At 62.1% G+C, this 20105-nt stretch carries 18 protein-coding genes; 8 read left to right on the plus strand and 10 right to left on the minus strand.

What is annotated here, in order from left to right; genetic code table 11:
* Positions 1 to 36: 36 nt before the first annotated feature.
* From KHO31_RS05980 to KHO31_RS06015, 8 genes are all read right to left on the minus strand, one after another.
* Complete coding sequence (locus tag KHO31_RS05980; RefSeq protein WP_201076152.1) at positions 37 to 930, minus strand: polysaccharide deacetylase family protein; 894 nt, start codon at positions 928 to 930, stop codon at positions 37 to 39.
* A gap of 10 nt (positions 931 to 940) precedes the next feature.
* A complete protein-coding gene (locus KHO31_RS05985; RefSeq protein WP_211622894.1) occupies positions 941 to 1987 on the minus strand; it encodes a bifunctional UDP-4-keto-pentose/UDP-xylose synthase in 1047 nt (348 codons plus the stop codon).
* Positions 1984 to 2931, minus strand: coding sequence for a formyltransferase (locus KHO31_RS05990; protein ID WP_211622896.1), 948 nt, complete (start codon positions 2929 to 2931; stop codon positions 1984 to 1986). The genes KHO31_RS05985 and KHO31_RS05990 overlap by 4 nt, the downstream gene beginning before the upstream one ends.
* Positions 2928 to 3971: a glycosyltransferase gene (locus KHO31_RS05995; RefSeq protein WP_201076148.1), complete on the minus strand. Its 1044-nt coding sequence runs from the start codon at positions 3969 to 3971 to the stop codon at positions 2928 to 2930. Before KHO31_RS05995 ends, KHO31_RS05990 begins: the two co-directional genes overlap by 4 nt.
* A 6-nt stretch (positions 3972 to 3977) precedes the next feature.
* Positions 3978 to 5129 (minus strand): DegT/DnrJ/EryC1/StrS family aminotransferase, encoded by a 1152-nt coding sequence (locus KHO31_RS06000; RefSeq protein WP_201076146.1) that lies wholly within the window; start codon positions 5127 to 5129, stop codon positions 3978 to 3980.
* A gap of 256 nt (positions 5130 to 5385) precedes the next feature.
* The gene (locus KHO31_RS06005) at positions 5386 to 5757 is read right to left on the minus strand and encodes an EamA family transporter (RefSeq protein ID WP_201076144.1); all 372 of its coding nucleotides are present in this window, start codon (positions 5755 to 5757) and stop codon (positions 5386 to 5388) included.
* A gap of 25 nt (positions 5758 to 5782) precedes the next feature.
* Positions 5783 to 7534, minus strand: coding sequence for a glycosyltransferase family 39 protein (locus KHO31_RS06010; protein ID WP_201076142.1), 1752 nt, complete (start codon positions 7532 to 7534; stop codon positions 5783 to 5785).
* Between the two features lie 212 nt (positions 7535 to 7746).
* A complete protein-coding gene (locus tag KHO31_RS06015; RefSeq protein WP_201076140.1) occupies positions 7747 to 8121 on the minus strand; it encodes an Mth938-like domain-containing protein in 375 nt (124 codons plus the stop codon).
* Positions 8122 to 8653: 532 nt separating this feature from the next.
* Here KHO31_RS06015 and KHO31_RS06020 point away from each other — a divergent pair.
* From KHO31_RS06020 to KHO31_RS06045, 6 genes are all read left to right on the plus strand, one after another.
* Positions 8654 to 9901 carry a pyridoxal phosphate-dependent aminotransferase gene (locus tag KHO31_RS06020; RefSeq protein WP_321207314.1) on the plus strand — a complete coding sequence of 416 codons (1248 nt, stop codon included), beginning with the start codon at positions 8654 to 8656 and terminating at the stop codon, positions 9899 to 9901.
* 76 nt (positions 9902 to 9977) lie between these two features.
* Positions 9978 to 11309, plus strand: coding sequence for a homoserine dehydrogenase (locus KHO31_RS06025; protein ID WP_201076138.1), 1332 nt, complete (start codon positions 9978 to 9980; stop codon positions 11307 to 11309).
* Between the two features lie 8 nt (positions 11310 to 11317).
* Positions 11318 to 12769, plus strand: a complete 1452-nt coding sequence (gene thrC, locus KHO31_RS06030) for a threonine synthase (RefSeq protein WP_211622898.1) — start codon at positions 11318 to 11320, stop codon at positions 12767 to 12769.
* 452 nt (positions 12770 to 13221) lie between these two features.
* Positions 13222 to 14454, plus strand: a complete 1233-nt coding sequence (locus KHO31_RS06035) for a molybdopterin molybdotransferase MoeA (RefSeq protein ID WP_201076460.1) — start codon at positions 13222 to 13224, stop codon at positions 14452 to 14454.
* A 26-nt stretch (positions 14455 to 14480) separates the two neighbouring features.
* Complete coding sequence (moaD, locus tag KHO31_RS06040) at positions 14481 to 14738, plus strand: molybdopterin converting factor subunit 1 (RefSeq protein WP_172171862.1); 258 nt, start codon at positions 14481 to 14483, stop codon at positions 14736 to 14738.
* A gap of 58 nt (positions 14739 to 14796) precedes the next feature.
* Positions 14797 to 15273, plus strand: coding sequence for a molybdenum cofactor biosynthesis protein MoaE (locus tag KHO31_RS06045; protein ID WP_201076136.1), 477 nt, complete (start codon positions 14797 to 14799; stop codon positions 15271 to 15273).
* A gap of 25 nt (positions 15274 to 15298) precedes the next feature.
* Here the strand turns inward: KHO31_RS06045 and KHO31_RS06050 are convergent, their stop codons facing one another.
* Positions 15299 to 15859: a group III truncated hemoglobin gene (locus KHO31_RS06050; protein WP_201076135.1), complete on the minus strand. Its 561-nt coding sequence runs from the start codon at positions 15857 to 15859 to the stop codon at positions 15299 to 15301.
* A gap of 303 nt (positions 15860 to 16162) precedes the next feature.
* On the opposite strand from KHO31_RS06050, the gene KHO31_RS06055 reads away from it, so the two are divergent.
* Both KHO31_RS06055 and clpB read left to right on the plus strand, forming a co-directional pair.
* Positions 16163 to 16660 carry an Rrf2 family transcriptional regulator gene (locus KHO31_RS06055; RefSeq protein WP_201076133.1) on the plus strand — a complete coding sequence of 166 codons (498 nt, stop codon included), beginning with the start codon at positions 16163 to 16165 and terminating at the stop codon, positions 16658 to 16660.
* Positions 16661 to 16779: 119 nt separating this feature from the next.
* Positions 16780 to 19377, plus strand: a complete 2598-nt coding sequence (gene clpB / locus KHO31_RS06060; protein WP_201076132.1) for an ATP-dependent chaperone ClpB — start codon at positions 16780 to 16782, stop codon at positions 19375 to 19377.
* A gap of 142 nt (positions 19378 to 19519) precedes the next feature.
* On the opposite strand, the gene KHO31_RS06065 is transcribed toward clpB, so the two are convergent.
* Positions 19520 to 20077, minus strand: a complete 558-nt coding sequence (locus tag KHO31_RS06065) for a YidB family protein (protein ID WP_407945922.1) — start codon at positions 20075 to 20077, stop codon at positions 19520 to 19522.
* Positions 20078 to 20105: the final 28 nt, after the last annotated feature.

The following is a 20105-nucleotide window of genomic DNA, read 5'->3' on the forward strand; positions in this document are numbered from 1 at the left end:
TGGTTGGGTCGTCAGGGCCGGCGATGGATTGGCCAGTCAGGGCTGAACAATCAACTCGCCGGAGCGGCCAGGAATTTCGCCCCACGTAACAGGGTACGATGGCAGCGTGCTGCGGTCTAGCGTGGCGTAGTAATCACCCATGGTCGCGAAGGTGTGGCCTTGCGCGCGCCAGCCTTCCAGCAGCTGTTCGAAAATCGGTGCGAGCTTTTGCCCTTCGAGTTCCGCGTGCAGCGTGAACACCTGATCGTGCGGATTGTTTTCGGTGTGCTTCAGCATCCATGCGGCGACGTTGTGCTCATCTACGCCATCCACGCCCAGCACTTCATCAAGCGTGGGCAGGGTGGTGGGCATTTGCACGTGTGACAGTTGCCTGCCCCCGACCACCGGAAGATACGGCGAGTGGCCGCGCCCGTCGGACGCGTAATGCATGCCCCAGGCGTCGATCTGTTCGAACGCATGGCCATTCATCTGCCAGCCGGCCGCACCGTGCGTGACGGGCGGTGCACCGAAGATCGCGACGAAGCGGTTGAAGCTCTTCTGCATCTGCTTCTCGGTCCACTCGCGGTCTTGCGAACGCACGTTGTCCTGCCAATAAACGTGGTCCCACGTGTGAATGCCGCATTCGAAACCGGCTTCATGAATCGCGCGCATTTCTGCGGCGGTTTTCACACCGATGTCCGGTCCAGGCAGCAGCACGCCGTACATCAATTGCTTGATGCCGTAATGTTCGACCACCGACGTGCGCGACACTTTCTTCAGAAAGCCCGGCCGCAACACGCGGCGCATCGCCCAACCGGTGTGGTCGGGCCCGAGGCTGAAGAGGAAAGTGGCGCGCGCCTTGAAGCGATCGAAGATGCGCGCGAGATTCGGCACGCCTTCGCGGGTGCCGCGTAGCGTGTCGACGTCGATCTTCAGGACGATACGAGCCAAGGATCAGGCCTTATTGTTGTTCGACGAGGGCGCGAGCTTCGGCGACATGGCCACGATACGCTTCGAAAATCTTGCGCAGCGCTTCGTCGAACGTCGACTTCGGCGCCCAGCCGAGTTCCTGCATCGTGTTGTCGATCTTCGGCACGCGGTTCTGTACGTCCTGGTAGCCCGCACCGTAGTACGTGCCCGACGACGTTTCGACCAGCTGCACCTTCTTTGCGAGCTCGGCGTATTCCGGGAATTCGGCGGCCAGGGTCAGCATCTTGTGCGCGAGCTCGCGCACCGAGAAGTTGTTGGTCGGGTTGCCGATGTTATAGATCTTGCCCGTGGCGACGCCGTCCTTGTTCTCGATGATTTTCATCAGCGCGCCGATGCCGTCGTCGATATCCGTGAACGCGCGCTTTTGCGCGCCGCCGTCCACCAGACTGATGTTCTCGCCGCGCACGATGTGGCCGAGGAACTGCGTGACCACGCGCGAGCTGCCTTCCTTCGGCGTGTAGATCGAGTCGAGGCCCGGGCCGATCCAGTTGAACGGACGGAACAGCGTGAAGTTCAGGCCTTCCATGCCGTAACCCCAGATCACGCGGTCCATCAACTGCTTGGAGCACGCGTAGATCCAGCGCGGCTTGTTGATCGGACCGTACGACAGTTGCGACTCTTCCGGATCGAACTGTTCGTCCGTGCACATGCCGTAGACCTCGGAGGTCGACGGGAACACGAGGTGCTTGCCGTACTTGACGGCCGAACGCACGATCGGCAGGTTCGCTTCGAAATCCAGTTCGAACACGCGCAGCGGCTGCTTGACGTAAGTGGCGGGCGTGGCGATCGCGACCAGCGGCAGGATCACATCGCACTTCTTGATGTGATACTCGACCCACTCCTTGTTGATCGTGATGTCGCCTTCGAAGAAGTGCATCCGTTCATGATTGATGAGGTCGCCCAGACGTTCGGTCTGCATGTCCATCCCGAAGACTTCCCAATCGGTCGTTTCGAGAATGCGTTTGGACAGGTGATGGCCGATGAAGCCGTTCACACCCAGAATCAGGACTTTTTTCATGAGTAACGGGGAGTTTGGAGGGGAGTTTGGATGAGCCGGGCGAATTCGGCCGGAGCGACAACGGTTTCGTTGCCGTCATGCTGGTGCCGCAATTCGTGGATGGCGATCGAGCGGCCGTCGCCGCATATCGCAAAAACGGCATTATCGCTTACGTGCAGGCCCGGCGGCAAATCCGAGCGAAGTGCGCCGGGCGCTGCCAGACGCGCACGGGCGATGATGAAACGCTGCCCTTCGATATCGGTAAAAGCGCCGGGATAGGGCGGAGCGACCGCGCGGATCAGGTTGTAGACCTGCTGCGCGGGTTGCGTCCAGTCGATCCGGCCGTCTTCAGGCTTGCGCCCGCCGTAGTAGCTGCCGTGCGTCAGATCGTTCGGCAGATGCGGTGCTTCGCCCGCGAGCAGCGCCGGGAGCACGCGCCAGAGGGTTTGCTCGGCGGCCACCGTGACCTTGTCGAACACTTGCGCGGCGGTGTCGTCGGGCAGGATCGGCACCGGCGTTTGCGCGATGATCGCACCCGCGTCGGGCTTGGCGGCCATTTCGTGCAGCGTCGCGCCGGTTTCGGTTTCGCCGTGGATCACCGCCCAGTTGGTCGGCACGCGGCCGCGATATTTCGGCAGGAGCGAGCCGTGCATGTTGTAAGCGCCCCGTGCGGCGAGCGCCAGCAGGTCGACCGGCAACATGTGGCGGTAGTAGAACGAAAAGATGAAGTCCGGCCGCGCCGCGCTCACCGCTGCGCGCAATTCGGCGCTCTTCGGATCGGCCGGCGTGACGACCGGAATACCGTGTTCGCCCGCCACCGAGGCGACGCTGCCGAACCAGATATTTTCGGTCGGGCTGTCCTCATGCGTGACGACCAGCGCCACCTCGACACCTCGCGCGAGCAGCGTCTGCAGGCAGCGCACGCCGACGTTGTGATACGCGAATACGACGGCACGTGGCTTCATGGGTTCGGGCCCTGATCGACTAGCGGCGCGGCTTGCACGGCCTGCACAACCGCCTGGCGCGGCGCTTCGGTCACGGTGGTGCCGTCGCGCTGCTCGAGAATCGTCTGTACCAGATAACGCGGACGCGCGCGCACCTGTTGATAAATCCGGCCGATGTATTCACCCAGCAGGCCCAACGCGAAGATGATCACGCCGAGCAGGAAGAAGATGACAGCGAACAGCGTGAACACACCTTGCACTTCCGCGCCGATGATGAAGCGGCGAATCAGCAGCAGCACGAACAGCGCCGCGGACCCGAGCGACAGGATCACACCGATGAACGACAGCCATTGCAGCGGCACCACCGAGAAGCCGGTGACCAGGTCGAAATTCAAACGGATCAGCGAATACAGCGAGTACTTCGATTCGCCTGCAAAACGTTCTTCGTGCGCGACTTCGATTTCGACCGGATTCTGCGCGAATGTGTAGGCCAGCGCCGGGATGAACGTGTTGATTTCACCGCAGCGATTAATCGTGTCGATGATGTGGCGGCTGTACGCGCGCAGCATGCAACCCTGATCGGTCATCTTGATGCGCGTGATGCGCTCGCGCAGGCGGTTCATTGCGCGCGACGCCTTGCGGCGCCACAAGCTGTCCTGGCGTTGCAGACGGATCGTGCCGACGTAGTCGTAACCTTCGCGCATCTTGTTGACGAGCTTGGCGATTTCTTCCGGCGGATTTTGCAGGTCGGCGTCGAGCGTGATGACGATCTCGCCGCGCGATTGCTCGAAGCCCGCCAGAATCGCCATGTGCTGGCCGTAGTTGCCGTTCAGCAGGATCACGCGCGTCGTGTCGGGCCGCGCGCGAAACTGCTCGGCGAGCAGGGCTGCGGATTTGTCGCGGCTGCCGTCGTTGATGAAGATGACTTCATAGCCGGTGCCGAGCGCGTCGAGCGCCGGGTACAGGCGCGCGAACAGCGCGGCCAGCCCGGCTTCCTCGTTGTACACCGGGATGATGATCGACACTTCCGGTGCGACGGCGCGATGTTCCGAATAACTCATTTCCGCTTATTTTCCGTATTGTTCGCAAATTTCATTGACCGCTCGGCAGACCCGTTCCACGTCGCCTTCGTTCATCAGCGTGAAGAGCGGCAGCGTGACCGTGCTGGCGCCGTAGCGCTCCGCATGCGGGAACATGCCTTCCTTGAAGCCGCGCGCACGGTACAGCGAAAACAGATGAATCGCAGGATAGTGCACGCCCGAGCCGATGCCACGCTCTTTCAGCGCACCCATGAAGCCGGCGCGGTCGATCGAGAGCTTCTCGAGCGGCAGCGTGATCAGGAACATGTGCCAGTTGCTGTTCTCGAAGTCCGCCAATGGCAGGCCGACGCCCAGTTTGACTGCCGCGCCGCCTTCGAAGCCGGCGAAGTACGCGCGCGCCAGTTTTTTGCGCTGCGCAATGAAGCGCTCGAGATGCGGCATCTGGCCGAGGCCGACACGCGCGGCAACGTCCGTCAGGTTGTACTTGCCGCCGAGCAGATCGCAGTCCATGCCGTCGAAGCCCGTGCGCGTGATGCCTTGCAGACGGTACTTCTGCGCGAGGATGGCTTCTTCCTCGTTGTTCAGCACCAGTGCGCCGCCTTCGATCGAAGTCAGATTCTTGTTCGCGTGGAAGCTGAACGACACGATATCGCCGAGCTTGCCGATCCGCTCGCCTTTCCACGTCGAACCGAATGCCTGGGCGGCGTCTTCGATCACACGCAGTTTGTGCGCGCGGGCGATGGCATACAGACGGTCCATGTCGACCGGCAGGCCCGACAGATAGACCGGAATGAGCGCCTTGGTGCGCGGCGTGATGGCCTTTTCCAGCAGATCGAGGTCGATATTGCGGGTGGCTGGGTCGATGTCGACGAACACCGGCGTCGCGCCGACTTCGTAGATCACGTTGCTGGTCGCGACCCACGAGGCGGGCGTGGTGATGACTTCGTCGCCTTCGCCCACGCCGGCGATGCGCAGCCCGATTTCGAGCGTCGCGGTGCCGGAATTGAACGTACGCACCGGACGGCCGCCGCAAAACTCGGACAGCGCCGCTTCGAATTTCTGATTCTGCGGGCCGGTGGTGATCCAGCCGGAGCGGAGCACGTCAGCGACGCCCTGAATCGTTTCTTCATCGATTTCGGGTTTGACAAACGGCAGGAACGGGACTGTTGACTGGCTCATGAATGCTTCGCTCGATTGAAAGGGGCGCAACCCGAAGGGCGCGAAGTAAAGCACAAACTACGCGCAAACCCAAGGCCACGGCTAAAAAAGGACGCAACCGCAAAGGATACCGCGGTCAACTCTACATTCTGTCTGGCCGGAGATGAGGCCCGGCTTACGGCATCTTTTGTCGCCGGTATTCTCGCCGCGCATGCACCGGTACCGCAATAAACGGTAATAAATTGTGCCCGGCAAAGCGCTGCCGGGGCCGTGCCGCCTAGCTGCGCGCCAGGATGAATACGCCGACCAGGATGATGCCGATCCCGACCAGCTTCTGCACTGACATGACTTCGCCGAACAGATACCACGCTGCGAACGCGTTGACGACGTATCCGAGCGACAACATCGGATAGGCAATGGACACGTCCACCCGAGAGAGTCCGACCACCCAGACGCCCACGCTGATCACATAGCAGGCCAGCCCGCCGATGATCGGCGGCTGGAACGCGAGCTTCAGGCCAATGGGCAGGATGTTCGCACGGGTGAATTCGAAGTGTCCAACGGCATTCGTTCCGGCTTTGAGCAGCAACTGTGCGCAGGCGTTCAACGTGACACCTGCGAGGATGCAAAAGAGCGAAATCGGGTTCATCGAACGGTCAGATCCTGAGATGGGGTCATTGTTGTGGTTTTTCTACTGCCGCGGGTGTATTGGACGCCGGTGCGCCCTGTGCTGCGGCGCCGGATGCGGCCAGCGGCTTCATCACGACCACCCGGCGCGAGTCGCGCGCGATCACTTGCATCGGCAGTCCCTCTTTGAGCAGCCTGTCGTAAGTCTGCGGCGGGATCAGCGCGAGCGCATAGCGGTCAGCCTTCCAGCGCTCGATCCACGCGTCGACCGAAGGCACCCATTTCTGCGGTTCGACGGACACGCCGAACGCCAGTTCGTCAGGATGTTCGACCATGATCATCGTGTGGTCGACATAGAACGGCAGCGTGTGGTCGAGCACGCCGACCGAGTAGAACGGCGTATCGGCCGGCAACTTTGCGATCTCAGCCTTGATCGCGGGCGCGAGCGGCGCGCCGGAGCTCAGGCGGCCGAACACGTCGTGCCCCGTCCCGGCGATCGTGCCGAGCAGCAGCCACGCCGCGCCAAAGCTCGCGACGGCGCCGAGAGTGCCGGCGCGGCTGCGGCGGTTCAGCCACAGCGCGGCCAGCGTGAGCAAGAAGGCGACGCCGATTGCCGCCAGCACCCAGGTGCGGTATTCGACATACAGCTCGGTCGGGTTGCGCGCGTTGCCGAAGCGCGCCATGAACAGCGCGCCAAACGCCGCCACGACGAGAAACAGCGCGTAGCCGGCCAGATGGCGGCGCAGCTGGTCACGTGTGACGAGCGGCAGGTACATGCCGATCAGGAGCGCGATCGGCGGGGCGATCGGCAGCGTGTAGGACAGGAGCTTCGAGTGAGACGCGCTGAAGAACAGGAAGATGAACGCGGTCCACACCAGCATCAGCGTGACCGGCGCGAAGCCGTTGGGCTGGCGCGGCAGGCGCCACGCGTGGCGCACGCTCTGGAAGGTCACGGACAACCACGGCAGGAAGCCGACCAGCAGCACCGGCACGAAGTAATAGACTGGCCCCGGGCGGTTCTGCTCAGGCGTCAGATAGCGCTTGAACTGTTGAACGATGAAGAAGAAGTTCAGAAATTCCGGGTTGCGCTGCTGCACCAGCACGAACCACGGCGTGACGATCGCGAAGAACACGATCAGGCCGCCGATCAGATGCAGACGCTTCCAGACGGCCCAGTCGCGTGCGGCCAGGGTGTACAGCACCAGCACCGCACCCGGCAGGATGATGCCGACCAGTCCCTTGGACAGCACCGCCAGCGCCATTGCCCCCCAGCACACCCACATCCATGCCCGCACGTTGGCTGTCGGCAGGTTGGGGCGCTGCGCCAGCAGCAGTGCGCAGAGCGTCAGCTCCATCCAGAACGACAGGCCCATGTCGAGCGTGTTGAAGTGGCCCATCAGGTTCCAGTAAGGCGACGTGGCCAGCACGATCGCCGCGAACACGCCGGTCGCCGCGTTGAACACGCGCGCGCCGGTGAAGCCGATCAGCAGCACGCCGGCAAAGCCCGTCAGCGCGGTGTAGAGCCGCGCCTGCCATTCGCCGATGCCAAACCACGCGAACGTGAGCGCGTTCGTCCAGGTTTGCAGCGGCGGTTTCTCGAAATACTTGTAGCCGTTGTAGCGCGGCGTGATCCAGTCACCGGTGACGAACATTTCGCGCGCCATTTCGGCGTAGCGGCCTTCGTCGCTCGGCAGCAGATGGCGCCAGCCGAGTGGCACGAACCAGATTACGGCGAGGGCCAGCACCAGCAGCAGGATCGTGGTGCGATTGAGCGGTAGCCTCGACGGCGTATCGTTCATGGATTTCAACCTTTTGTGCGACGCGGCATGAGCAGCGAAGCGTTGTTATCTGGAAATGACGGTTGTCGGTAAGGCACCAACGGCGCGCAGTGTACGTTATCGGCCGTGACGCGGCCAGGGCGCGCGGCCGGTCGCGGCCGCGCGAACGCTGTGGGGCCGTGCGTGGGCGGCGTGCGCCTGTACGCTAACTACCCGGCGGCCGCGCGGCACCGCTATGCTTCGATCAGCAACGCGGCCGCGACCTTGCGGCCCTCGGCCATCAGAATGTTGTAGGTCCGGCAAGCAGCCTTGAAGTCCATCGTTTCGACGCCGATGCGTTTGGCGGTAAGCGCGGCGGTCAGACGCGGATGCGGGAAACGCAGCCGTTCACCGCTGCCGAACACGACCACTTCGGGCGCTGACTCCACCAGCATGGCGAAGTGCTCGGCGCTCAGGTCCTCGAACGAGGAGACCGGCCAGGCGATGACGGGCGTTTCCGGCAGCACGAGAATGCTGCCCGAATGGCGCACCAGATTGATTTCGACATAGTCGGCGCCGTAACCGGTGACGGTGTTCAGGGCGCCGCTGGAATCCTGATGTAATTTCAAATTCGTTTTCCGAAGTCGTCGTGAGACATCATGCGTGTTGGCGGCCTGACCGGGCAGAACCGAAGCAGGGCGGTTTGACGCGAGTGAGACACGCGAGTGGGACAGAAGCGGCCGAAAAGGCTTGCCGTTGCGGTTTGTGCATTGCGGAAGTCGGCCAAAATCCGCTAAATTATAACTTTTTAGCCGCCTTGCGGCGCCCCTCGCTCAAGTGCCACCTCATGCGCTGCCATAAGCCACGCTGAGGGCACGGGCGTGGCCCACCGGCTACCTGCCTCGGTTCTGCCCGCTTTTCGACTGTTTTTTGCCTGCTTTTGGTCTGCTTTGGGTCTATTTAAGGCCCACTTTGAGTCTGTTTGGCAGCTCCACCGGCGCAATCCGCCGGACGCGCGCCTAACCGGCCCGGGAAGTCAGCCCAATCGCCGTATCCGCGTCTGGCGGCCGCGCCGCGTCATAATTCCCCGTATCGGCGGACTTGCCGGGCGCGGCGTTTTTTCGCTCCCGCTTGTTCGCCCAAGCCCAACAACAGGATGAAGTGCCCGCCGTGAAACCGATTCTCAAATCCAACAAGTTGTTGAATGTCTGCTACGACATTCGCGGGCCCGTCCTCGAACATGCGAAGCGGCTCGAAGAAGAGGGCCACCGCATCATCAAGCTGAACATCGGCAATCTCGCGCCGTTCGGCTTCGACGCGCCGGATGAAATCATCCAGGACATGATTCTGAATTTGCCGGGCTCGTCCGGCTACTCGGATTCCAAGGGTGTGTTCGCCGCGCGCAAGGCGATCATGCATTACACCCAGCAAAAGGGCGTGCACGGCGTCGAACTGGACGACATCTACATCGGTAATGGCGCCTCCGAGCTGATCGTGATGGCGCTGCAGGGCCTCCTGAACGACGGCGACGAAGTGTTGCTGCCCGCGCCGGACTATCCGCTGTGGACCGCCGGCGTCAGCCTGTCGGGCGGCACGCCGGTGCATTACATCTGCGACGAATCGAACAGCTGGATGCCGGACCTGGACGACATTCGCGCGAAGATCACGCCGAATACGCGCGCGCTCGTCGTCATCAACCCGAACAACCCCACCGGCGCGCTGTACTCGGACGAACTGCTGCTCGGCCTGATCGAGATCGCCCGCCAGCATGGCCTCGTCATTTTCGCCGACGAGGTTTACGACAAGATCGTCTATGACGGCAAGAAGCACACGTCGATGGCCGCGCTCTCCGAAGACGTGCTCACCGTCACGTTCAACAGCCTGTCGAAAAGCTACCGTTCGTGCGGTTATCGCGCCGGCTGGATGTTCATCTCGGGTCTGACCGGCGAGAACCGCCGCAATGCCAAAGACTATTTCGAAGGGCTCGGGATTCTGGCCTCGATGCGCTTGTGCCCGAACGTACCCGGCCAGTACGCGATCCAGACCGCGCTCGGCGGCTATCAAAGCATCAACGACCTGATCGTGCCGAGCGGGCGCCTGTACAAACAGCGCGAACTCGCGTATGACATGTTGACGGCGATCCCCGGCGTGAGCTGCGTGAAGCCCGAAGCGGCGCTGTACATGTTCCCGCGCCTCGATCCGAAGATTTATCCGATCAAGGACGACCAGCAGTTCATCCTCGACCTTCTGCTGGAAGAACGCGTGCTGCTGGTTCAAGGCACCGGTTTCAACTGGAAGACGCCGGATCACTTCCGCGTCGTGTTCCTGCCGAACGTGGACGACCTTGCGGATTCGATCAACCGGATCGCGCGCTTCCTCGACGGCTACCGCAAACGCCACACGGCTTGAGATGGACGGCGCGCCCGGCGCGCGCCGCTGCCAGCCCCCGTTTCCTTTTAATCACTTACTCGAAAACACACGCTGCATGGAACCGATCAAAGTTGGACTGCTGGGCTTCGGCACGGTAGGCAGCGGCACCTTCACGGTACTGCGCCGCAACCAGGAAGAAATCAAACGCCGCGCGGGCCGCGGCATCGAGATCGCGCGCATTGCCGTGCGCAATCCCGCCAAGGCGACTGCGGCGCTCGGAAGCGCTGCCGGCACAGTGGCGGTGACCGATGACTTCAACGCGGTGGTCGACGATCCGTCGATCGATATCGTGGCGGAAATGATCGGCGGCACGGGCGTGGCGCGCGATCTCGTCCTGCGCGCGATCAAAAACCGCAAGCACGTGGTCACCGCCAACAAGGCGCTGCTCGCCGTGCACGGCACGGAGATTTTCGAAGCGGCGCGCGCCAACGGTGTGATGGTGTCGTTCGAGGCGGCGGTGGCGGGTGGCATTCCGATCATCAAGGCGCTGCGCGAAGGGCTGACGGCCAATCGCATCCAGTACATCGCCGGCATCATCAACGGCACGACGAACTACATCCTCTCGGAGATGCGCGACCGTGGGCTCGACTTCGCGACCGCGCTGAAGGCCGCGCAGGAACTGGGTTACGCCGAAGCCGATCCGACCTTCGACATCGAAGGTGTCGACGCCGCCCACAAGGCGACGATCATGAGCGCGATCGCATTCGGCGTACCGGTGCAATTCGACAAGGCGTACGTCGAAGGCATCAGCAAACTGGCTGCAATCGACATCAAATACGCCGAGGAACTCGGCTACCGCATCAAGCTGCTCGGCATCTCGCGCCGTACGGACAAGGGGATTGAGCTGCGCGTGCATCCCACGCTGATTCCGGAAAAACGCCTGCTGGCGAACGTCGAAGGCGCAATGAACGCGGTGGTCGTGCACGGCGACGCGGTTGGCTCCACCCTGTACTACGGCAAGGGCGCGGGCGCGGAGCCGACGGCGTCCGCCGTGGTGGCTGATCTGGTCGATGTGACGCGTTTGCATACGGCGGACCCGGAGCATCGCGTGCCGCATCTGGCATTCCAGCCGGACAGCCTGTCGAGCACGCCGATCCTGCCGATCGACGAAGTGACGAGCGGCTACTACCTGCGTCTGCGGGTGGCCGACGTGACGGGCGTGCTGGCCGACATCACGCGCATTCTGGCGGATACGGGCATCTCGATCGACGCGTTGCTGCAGAAGGAATCGGAGCAGGTCGACGCGAACGGCAAGGGCGAAACCGACATCATCCTGATTACGCACGAAACGGTTGAAAAGAACGTCAATGCCGCGATCAAGACGATCGAAGCGCTGAAGACCGTTGTCTCGCAAGTCACGAAGCTGCGCATGGAAGCGCTGAACTAGGCCGAACTATGAACTACCTTTCTACGCGCGGCGCCGGAGCCGGCGAGCACCATACCTTTTCCGAGATTCTGCTGGGTGGTCTTGCCAAAGATGGCGGCCTGTACCTGCCGGCGGAATATCCGCGCGTCACGGCTGACGAACTGGCGCGCTGGCGCACGCTGCCGTATGCGGACCTCGCCTTCGAAATCCTGTCGAAATTCAGCGACGACATTCCTGCTGAAGACCTGCGTGTACTGACACGCAAGACCTACACGGCCGAGACGTACTGCCACGTGCGCAACGACGAAAGCGCCGCACAGATCACGCCGTTGAAGACGCTGGGCGTCGAGAACGGCGCGCCGCTGTCGCTGCTGGAACTGTCGAACGGTCCGACGCTTGCGTTCAAGGACATGGCGATGCAGTTGATCGGCAACCTGTTCGAGTACGCGCTGGCGAGGCACGGCGAGACGCTGAACATTCTGGGCGCGACGTCCGGTGACACCGGCAGCGCCGCCGAATACGCGATGCGTGGCAAGAAGGGCATTAGCGTGTTCATGCTGTCACCGCACAAGAAGATGAGCGCGTTCCAGACTGCGCAGATGTACAGCCTGCAGGACCCGAACATTTTCAACATTGCGGTTGAGGGCGTGTTCGACGACGCGCAGGACATCGTGAAGGCGGTGTCGAACGATCACGCGTTCAAGGCGAAGTACAAGATTGGCACGGTCAACTCGATCAACTGGGCGCGTGTGGTGGCGCAGGTCGTGTACTACTTCAAGGGCTACTTTGCCGCGACGAAGTCGAACGACGAGCGCGTGTCGTTCACGGTGCCGTCGGGCAATTTCGGGAACGTGTGTGCGGGTCACATCGCGCGCATGATGGGTTTGCCGATTGAGAAGCTGGTGGTTGCCACGAACGAAAACGACGTGCTGGACGAGTTCTTCCGCACCGGCATTTATCGTGTGCGCAAGGCCGCTGAGACGTATCACACGAGCAGCCCGAGCATGGACATCTCGAAGGCCTCGAACTTCGAGCGTTTCGTGTTTGACCTGTTGGGCCGCGACCCGGCGCGCGTGCTGCAACTGTTCCGCGACGTCGAAGAGAAGGGTGGTTTCGACCTTGCGGCGAGTGGCGATTTTGCACGCGTGAAGGAATTCGGTTTCGTGTCGGGTCGCAGCAGCCACGAGGACCGCGTGGACGCGATCCGCGACGTCTTCGAGCGATACGACACGATGATCGACACGCACACGGCAGACGGCCTGACGGTGGCGCGCGAGCATTTGCAGGTGGGCATCCCGATGATCGTGCTGGAGACGGCGCAGCCGATCAAGTTTGGCGAGACGATCCGCGAAGCGCTGCAGCGCGAACCGGAGCGCCCGTCCGCGTTTTCGGGGCTCGAGTCGCTGCCACAGCGCTTCGAAGTGTTACCGGCTGACGTGCAGCGCGTAAAGGACTTCATCGCAGCGAACACGAGCGAGTAAAACCGTGAGTATCGAGCGCGACAGAGTCGCGCTCGATGCGACGGCGAGACTGAGAGGAAGCACCGCCACGGCGCGCGCAGCGCCGCCGGAAGTATGACTGCCTTGTCACCGGGGCTGAATGTGCGAGAGCACAGATTCCAGATGCACCACTGCCGCGACTGCGCGGGGGACCCACTTATGAGCTAGCGGTGTGAGCTGCTTTCTTTTGCCTACTTTTCTTTGCAGCAGGCAAAGAGAAGTAGGTGCCGCCCCGCACAGGGGCAACGCTAATAGACCAATAACAAATCAAGGAAAGGCCAACGCCTCAGGCACACAGCAAACCCCCACCGCCAAAGGCAAAAACCCCACCATAACCCCCACCCGCCACCGCCCATCCCAATCGACCGCTACAATATTCCTTTAACCCGCGGCTCCGAGACCAAAAGATGTCCACCCCAACGCCCCGCGCTCCGATGCTCTCCACTGCCGAAGCGTTGGCGACCCTGCTCAGCGCAGCGAGCCCGATCACCGGCACGGAATCGATCCCCACGCTGGACGCGCTCAACCGCGTGCTATCGGCAGACGTCATTTCGCCGCTCGACGTCCCTCCGATGAACACCAGTTCAATGGACGGCTACGCGATCCACGCGGACGATCTGGCGACGAATGGCAATCGCCGCCTACCGGTGTCACAACGCATTCCAGCCGGCCACGCGCCCGAGCCGCTAAAACCAGGCACGGCAGCCCGTATCTTCACAGGCGCTACGGTACCGCGAGGCGCTGACGCCATCGTGATGCAGGAGCAAACCGAGGCCGCCGGCAACGAAGTCACCATCCTCCACAGCCCGGCACCCGGTGAATGGATCACGGCCCAAGGCGCCGACATCCGCAGCGGCTCAGTCATTCTTCCAGCGGGCACGCGCCTGACGCCGCAAGCATTAGGACTCGCCGCCTCAGTCGGCTGCGCTGAGCTTCAGGTGCGCCGCCGCGTAAAAGTCGCCGTGTTCTTCACTGGCGACGAACTGACCATGCCTGGCGAGCCACTGAAGCCCGGCGCGATCTACAACTCGAATCGTTTCACGCTGCGCGGTCTGCTGGAAAAACTGGGCTGCGACGTCACCGACTACGGCATCGTCCCCGATAAACTCGACGCTACCCGCGCCACCCTGCGCGAAGCCGCGCAAGCGCACGATCTGATTCTCACCTGCGGCGGCGTGTCGGTAGGCGAGGAAGATCACGTCAAGCCGGCAGTCGAGGCGGAAGGGCGCCTGTCGATGTGGCAGATCGCGATGAAACCAGGCAAGCCGCTCGCGTTCGGCGCTGTGCGCCGTGCGGCGCAGCAGACAGATGCGGCTCCGTCGGCCGAAACCTTCTTCATCGGCCTGCCGGGCAATCCGGTGTCCAGCTTCGCGACCTTTTTGCTGTTCGTTCGCCCCTTCGTCCTGCTTCTGGCCGGCATGCGGACGGTGGCGCCGCGCGCGCTGTCGCTGCGCGCCGATTTCACGCAGAAGAAGGCCGACCGTCGCAACGAATTCCTGCGCGCGCGCATCAATGCGGCCGGCGGCCTCGATCTGTTTCCGAATCAGAGCTCGGCGGTACTGACATCGACCGTATGGGGCGACGGCCTGATCGACAATCCGCCGAACCACGCAATCAGCGTCGGCGAGACCGTGCGTTTCATCCCCTTTTCCGAATTGCTGAACTGAGGCCGGCAACGGCCGGCGGCTTACCGATGAAGATTCAACTCCGATACTTTGCAAGCGTGCGCGAAGCGCTTGAAACAGCCGACGAAACGGTCGATCTGCCCGACGGCATTGCGACCGTCGGCGACGTGCGCGCCTGGTTGCGCGTGCGCGGCGGCATCTGGGCCGACACCCTCGCCGAGGGCCGCGCGCTGCGCATGGCCTGCAACCACGTAATGACCGATGCCGGCACGCGCATCACCGAAGATTGCGAAGTCGCATTCTTTCCGCCCGTCACCGGCGGTTGAGCCGCGCCGGATCGTCGCTCAACCACGCCAAACGCGCTAAGCCGCACAGGAGCAAGAGATGCCCGTTCGCGTCCAGACGGAAGATTTCGACCTTACCGCCGAGGTTGCCGCGTTGCGCGCGCGCAATCCGAAGATCGGCGCGGTGGCCTGCTTTGTCGGCACCGTGCGCGATCTGAACGACGGCAGCGCGGTTGAAACCATGGAGCTCGAACACTATCCGGGCATGACGGAGAAGTCGCTGGAAGCCATCGTCGTGAGTGCGTGTGAACGTTGGCCGGGAATCGAAGTGCTGATCGTGCACCGGGTAGGCAAGCTTTATCCGCTTGACCAGATCGTGCTGGTGGCGACCACCGCCGCACATCGGGGCGACGCTTTCGCGTCATGTGAGTTCGTGATGGACTATCTGAAGACTCAGGCGCCGTTCTGGAAGAAAGAGAAGACTGAAGAAGGCGAGCGCTGGGTCGATGCCCGCGTCGCCGACGACGCGGCGCTGGCCAGGTGGGGTGTCGAATCAGGTAACCAGGAAGCGGACTAAGGCGCGTGCTGCTCAAGCACTCGCGTCAATCGTCTTTCGCCTTTCCGATGATCCGCGTCGGAAACGGCTCGCCAGGCGGCCGCCTCGAGACGACGCCGGCATGCCCATCGTGTGGCTCATCGTCGCGCGGGCGCCGCTTCGGCGCGACGCGCTCCAGCAATGCCTCCTGTTCCGCTGGAATCTTGTAATCCCAGCCGAAGCGGCTCAACTGCAAGCTCTGCGCGATGCGCAGCGCCGGCTCCATGAAACGGACCGCCGCAGCCGGCTCATAGCGCGACTCCACGGTGTCCAGAAACAGGTACAGCCAGCGGCTGAAATGCTGCGGCTCGACACCCTCGAGCGGTTGATGCGCCTGCTGAACATTGCCGCGATATTGCTTCGCGCCCAGAACAAGGCTTCCCCAGAACGTGCACATCTTGGGCAGGTGGTCATCCCAGCGACCCGCCAGCGTCGCTTCGAATACGGGGCCGAGCAACGGGTCGGCGCGCACGCGGTCGTAAAAGCCATAGACGAGTTCGCGAATATTCGACTCGGTGGGCTCGGCGGCGCGTTCAACAACCGGTGCGGGAGGGAAAGACGGATTCATGCAAATTCCATATATTGAAACTATTCATTATGAATCGCCACACAGCGCCACAGACCGTCACGAATGGCCTCAAACCGCGTGTAACCAAAAGAAACTAGACCACGAATACCCCGCTTTTCGTATGAATGGCCTATGCGGGAAACGTTACCATTACTGCCGAGAGACAAACATCGCCTGTCAGCGCAGAATAATAAAATATGCGTATTGCCTGCATGTTATGGCGAGGCGACGGCCCCCGCAACCCTTGCGTCGACGCGGTTATCCCCTGGATCGCGGCTTGCGCTCATCGTGACACCTGCACTTATGAGACTGACCGACTATACGGATTACTCGCTACGCGTCCTGATGTATCTCGCCGTTCGTGGCGAGGGCCTATCGACCATCCAGGATATCTCGGACGCGTACGGGATCTCCAAGAACCATTTGATGAAGGTGGTGCAGCAACTTGGCGAACTCGGCTGGGTTGAGACCGTGCGCGGGCGTAACGGCGGCCTACGGCTCGCTGAACAAACCAGCACGTTGACCGTGGGCGAGATCGTTCGGGCTACAGAAAGCGACTTTGCGCTGGTCGGCTGCTTTCCGGACCAGCAAGGTGAGCGCCGGGCCTGTGTCATTACACCGCACTGCCGTCTGCGTGGCGCGCTCGAGGCGGCGCGCAACGCGTTCCTCGCTGAACTCGACCGCCACACCATCGGCGAGGTTGCAACACCGCACGGCCCGCTGGCTGCGCTGCTTGGTTTAAGCACCGTCATCCCGATTGTGCCGGTCTCGCCTGCTGACGGCGCGGCGCCGTTCTCCTGAAATCCGCCGGCAAGTTCTCGCGCGTCAAATGTTAAATAGTTGTTGCTGATTGCAAAAAAGCGCTTGAAACCTGCGTAAAACGCCTCAATTTGGTGGTAATCGAAATTGGAGGTCTCTTGATGAGAATCGACAAACTTACCACTAAGTTCCAGGAAGCACTGGCCGATGCGCAGAGCCTCGCGGTCGGTCATGACAATCAATACATTGAACCGGTTCATGTCCTGTCGGCGCTCGTCGCCCAGCAGGATGGGTCGGCGCGCTCGCTACTGTCACGTGCCGGCGTGCATGTCCAGGCGCTGCAAACCGCGCTGAACGATGCCATTACGCGCCTGCCGCAGGTGCAGGGCACCGACGGCAACGTGCAGATCGGCCGCGAACTGACTGGTCTGCTGAATCAGGCGGATAAGGAAGCGCAAATACTCAACGACACGTTCATCGCGAGCGAGATGTTCCTGCTCGCGGTCGCCGACGATAAAGGCGAAGCAGGCCGTCTCGCTCGTCAGCACGGGCTGTCGCGCAAGTCGCTGGAAAGCGCGATTGTGGCGGTGCGCGGCGGTTCGCAAGTGCATAGCCAGGACGCCGAAAGCCAGCGTGAAGCGCTGAAGAAATACACCGTCGATCTGACCGAGCGCGCGCGGGCGGGCAAGCTCGATCCCGTGATCGGCCGTGACGACGAAATTCGCCGTTCGATCCAGATCCTGCAGCGTCGCACCAAGAACAATCCGGTGCTGATCGGCGAGCCGGGTGTGGGTAAGACCGCGATCGTCGAAGGCCTCGCGCAGCGTATCGTCAACGGCGAAGTGCCGGAAACGCTGAAAGGCAAGCGCGTGCTGTCTTTGGACATGGCGGCGTTGCTGGCCGGCGCAAAATACCGCGGCGAGTTCGAAGAACGCCTGAAGGCCGTGCTGAACGACATCGCGAAAGACGAAGGCCAGACCATCGTTTTCATTGACGAAATTCATACGATGGTCGGGGCGGGCAAAGCCGAAGGCGCAATGGACGCGGGCAATATGCTCAAACCCGCGCTCTCGCGCGGCGAACTGCATTGCGTCGGCGCCACCACGCTCGACGAATATCGCAAGTACATCGAGAAGGACGCCGCGCTCGAGCGCCGTTTCCAGAAGGTGCTGGTCGACGAACCGTCGGTCGAGGCGACCATCGCGATCCTGCGCGGTTTGCAGGAGAAGTACGAACTGCATCACGGCGTCGACATCACCGACCCGGCGATTGTCGCCGCGGCCGAACTGTCGCATCGCTACATCACGGATCGTTTCCTGCCGGACAAGGCCATCGACCTGATCGACGAAGCCGCTTCGAAGATCAAGATGGAAATCGATTCGAAGCCGGAAGAGATGGATCGGCTCGACCGTCGTTTGATCCAGTTGAAGATCGAACGCGAAGCGGTCAAGAAGGAAAAGGACGAGGCGTCGCAAAAGCGTCTGCAACTGATCGAAGAAGAAATCGAGCGGCTGGATCGTGAGTATTCGGACCTCGAAGAAATCTGGACCGCGGAAAAAGCGGCGGTGCAGGGCAGCGCGCAGTTGAAGGAAGACATCGAAAAAACGCGTGCGGAAATCATTCGCTTGCAGCGTGAAGGCAAGCTGGAGAAGGTCGCCGAGTTGCAGTACGGCAAGCTGCCGGGTCTTGAAGCGCAGTTGAAGGAAGTGACCCAGGCCGAAGCGAAAGAGCAGAACAACCCGACACGGCCGCGTTTGTTGCGCACGCAGGTGGGCGCGGAGGAAATCGCGGAAGTCGTCTCGCGTTCCACCGGCATTCCGGTGTCGCGCATGATGCAGGGCGAGCGCGAAAAACTGCTGCAGATCGAAGAGAAACTGCACGACCGCGTGGTCGGTCAGGACGAAGCGATCACCGCGGTAGCGGATGCAATTCGCCGTTCACGCGCGGGTCTGGCGGATCCGAACCGGCCGTATGGCTCGTTCCTGTTCCTCGGGCCGACCGGTGTGGGCAAGACTGAGCTGTGCAAGGCGCTGGCGTCGTTCCTGTTCGATTCGGAAGATCATCTGATCCGTATCGACATGAGCGAATTCATGGAGAAGCATAGCGTCGCGCGTTTGATCGGCGCGCCGCCGGGCTATGTCGGCTACGAGGAAGGGGGTTACCTGACCGAAGCCGTGCGCCGCAAGCCGTACAGCGTGATCCTGCTGGACGAAATCGAGAAGGCGCATCCGGACGTGTTCAACGTCCTGTTGCAAGTGCTCGACGACGGCCGCATGACCGACGGCCAGGGCCGTACTGTGGACTTCAAGAACACAGTGATCGTGATGACGTCGAACCTCGGTTCGCAAGTGATCCAGGCGATGGTCGGCGAGCCGCAGGAAGCGGTGAAGGACGCGGTCTGGGAAGAAGTGAAACTGCATTTCCGGCCCGAGTTCCTGAACCGGATCGACGACGTCGTGGTGTTCCATGCGCTCGACCGCTCGAACATCCAGTCGATCGCGCGGATTCAGCTGCAGCGTCTGCATGAACGGCTTGCCAAGCTCGATATGCAACTGGTGGTGTCGGACGCGGCCCTCGAGCACGTCGGCAAGGTTGGTTACGATCCGCTGTTCGGGGCGCGGCCGTTGAAGCGGGCAATCCAGCAGGAGATCGAGAACCCGGTCGCCAAGCTGATCCTGGCGGGCAAATTCGGTCCGAAGGATGTGATTCCGGTCGAAGTGGAAGACGGCAAGCTGGTATTCGACCGCGTCGTGCATTAAGCGAAACGCATTGAGCCTATCTACGGAACGGCAGTAGTCGGGTCGTTCCAGCCCACGTTAAAAAGCGGCAACGAAGTCACCTTCGTTGCCGCTTTTTTTCGCCCGAATTCGCCAGTTATAAGGCGGTGACGGTTGACGCTGCTTACGCGTTGCCCTTGCCGAACAGCGCTGACAGGCCGCCGAGCGCGCCCAGCACGCTCGTTGCATTCAATTGGCCCTCGGCGGGTACTTCGCCTTGGGGCGTTGCTGCGTTGACGACGTGCGGCAGAATCTGCGAGAGCAGACCGGTGACCTGGTCCGGCTGCACACCCGCTTTAGCGGCGAGGCTGGCGACAGCATCCGAGCCGAGCACGTTATGGAGTGCATCGGGTGCAATCGCCTGGTTCTCACCGTTACCGACCCACGATGAAACGACGTCGCCGAGGCCTTTTTCTTTAAAGCTGCTGATCAGGCCGTTCAGGCCACCCGGCTGGTTATTGACGAACTCCAGTGCAGCTGAAATAAGGGCTTGCTGGCCACCGCCCTCAGGCGATTTGCCAACCAGGGAACCGATAGTGTCGAGTAGGCTCATGACGGTCTCTCTTGAATGCCGACCCGTGTTCGACGAGTCAGCGGGTGAAAACGCCGCGCGGTCGCGCGGCGCCAGTGGAAGGGAGGCGGACGGGAGCGGGCGGCGCTTGTGTGTCCATCGACCACGCATGCATCACACGTGACCAGCGCTGCCGCCA

The organism is Paraburkholderia domus (genome assembly GCF_905220705.1).
In the GTDB taxonomy this organism is placed as follows: Bacteria; Pseudomonadota; Gammaproteobacteria; order Burkholderiales; family Burkholderiaceae; genus Paraburkholderia; species Paraburkholderia domus.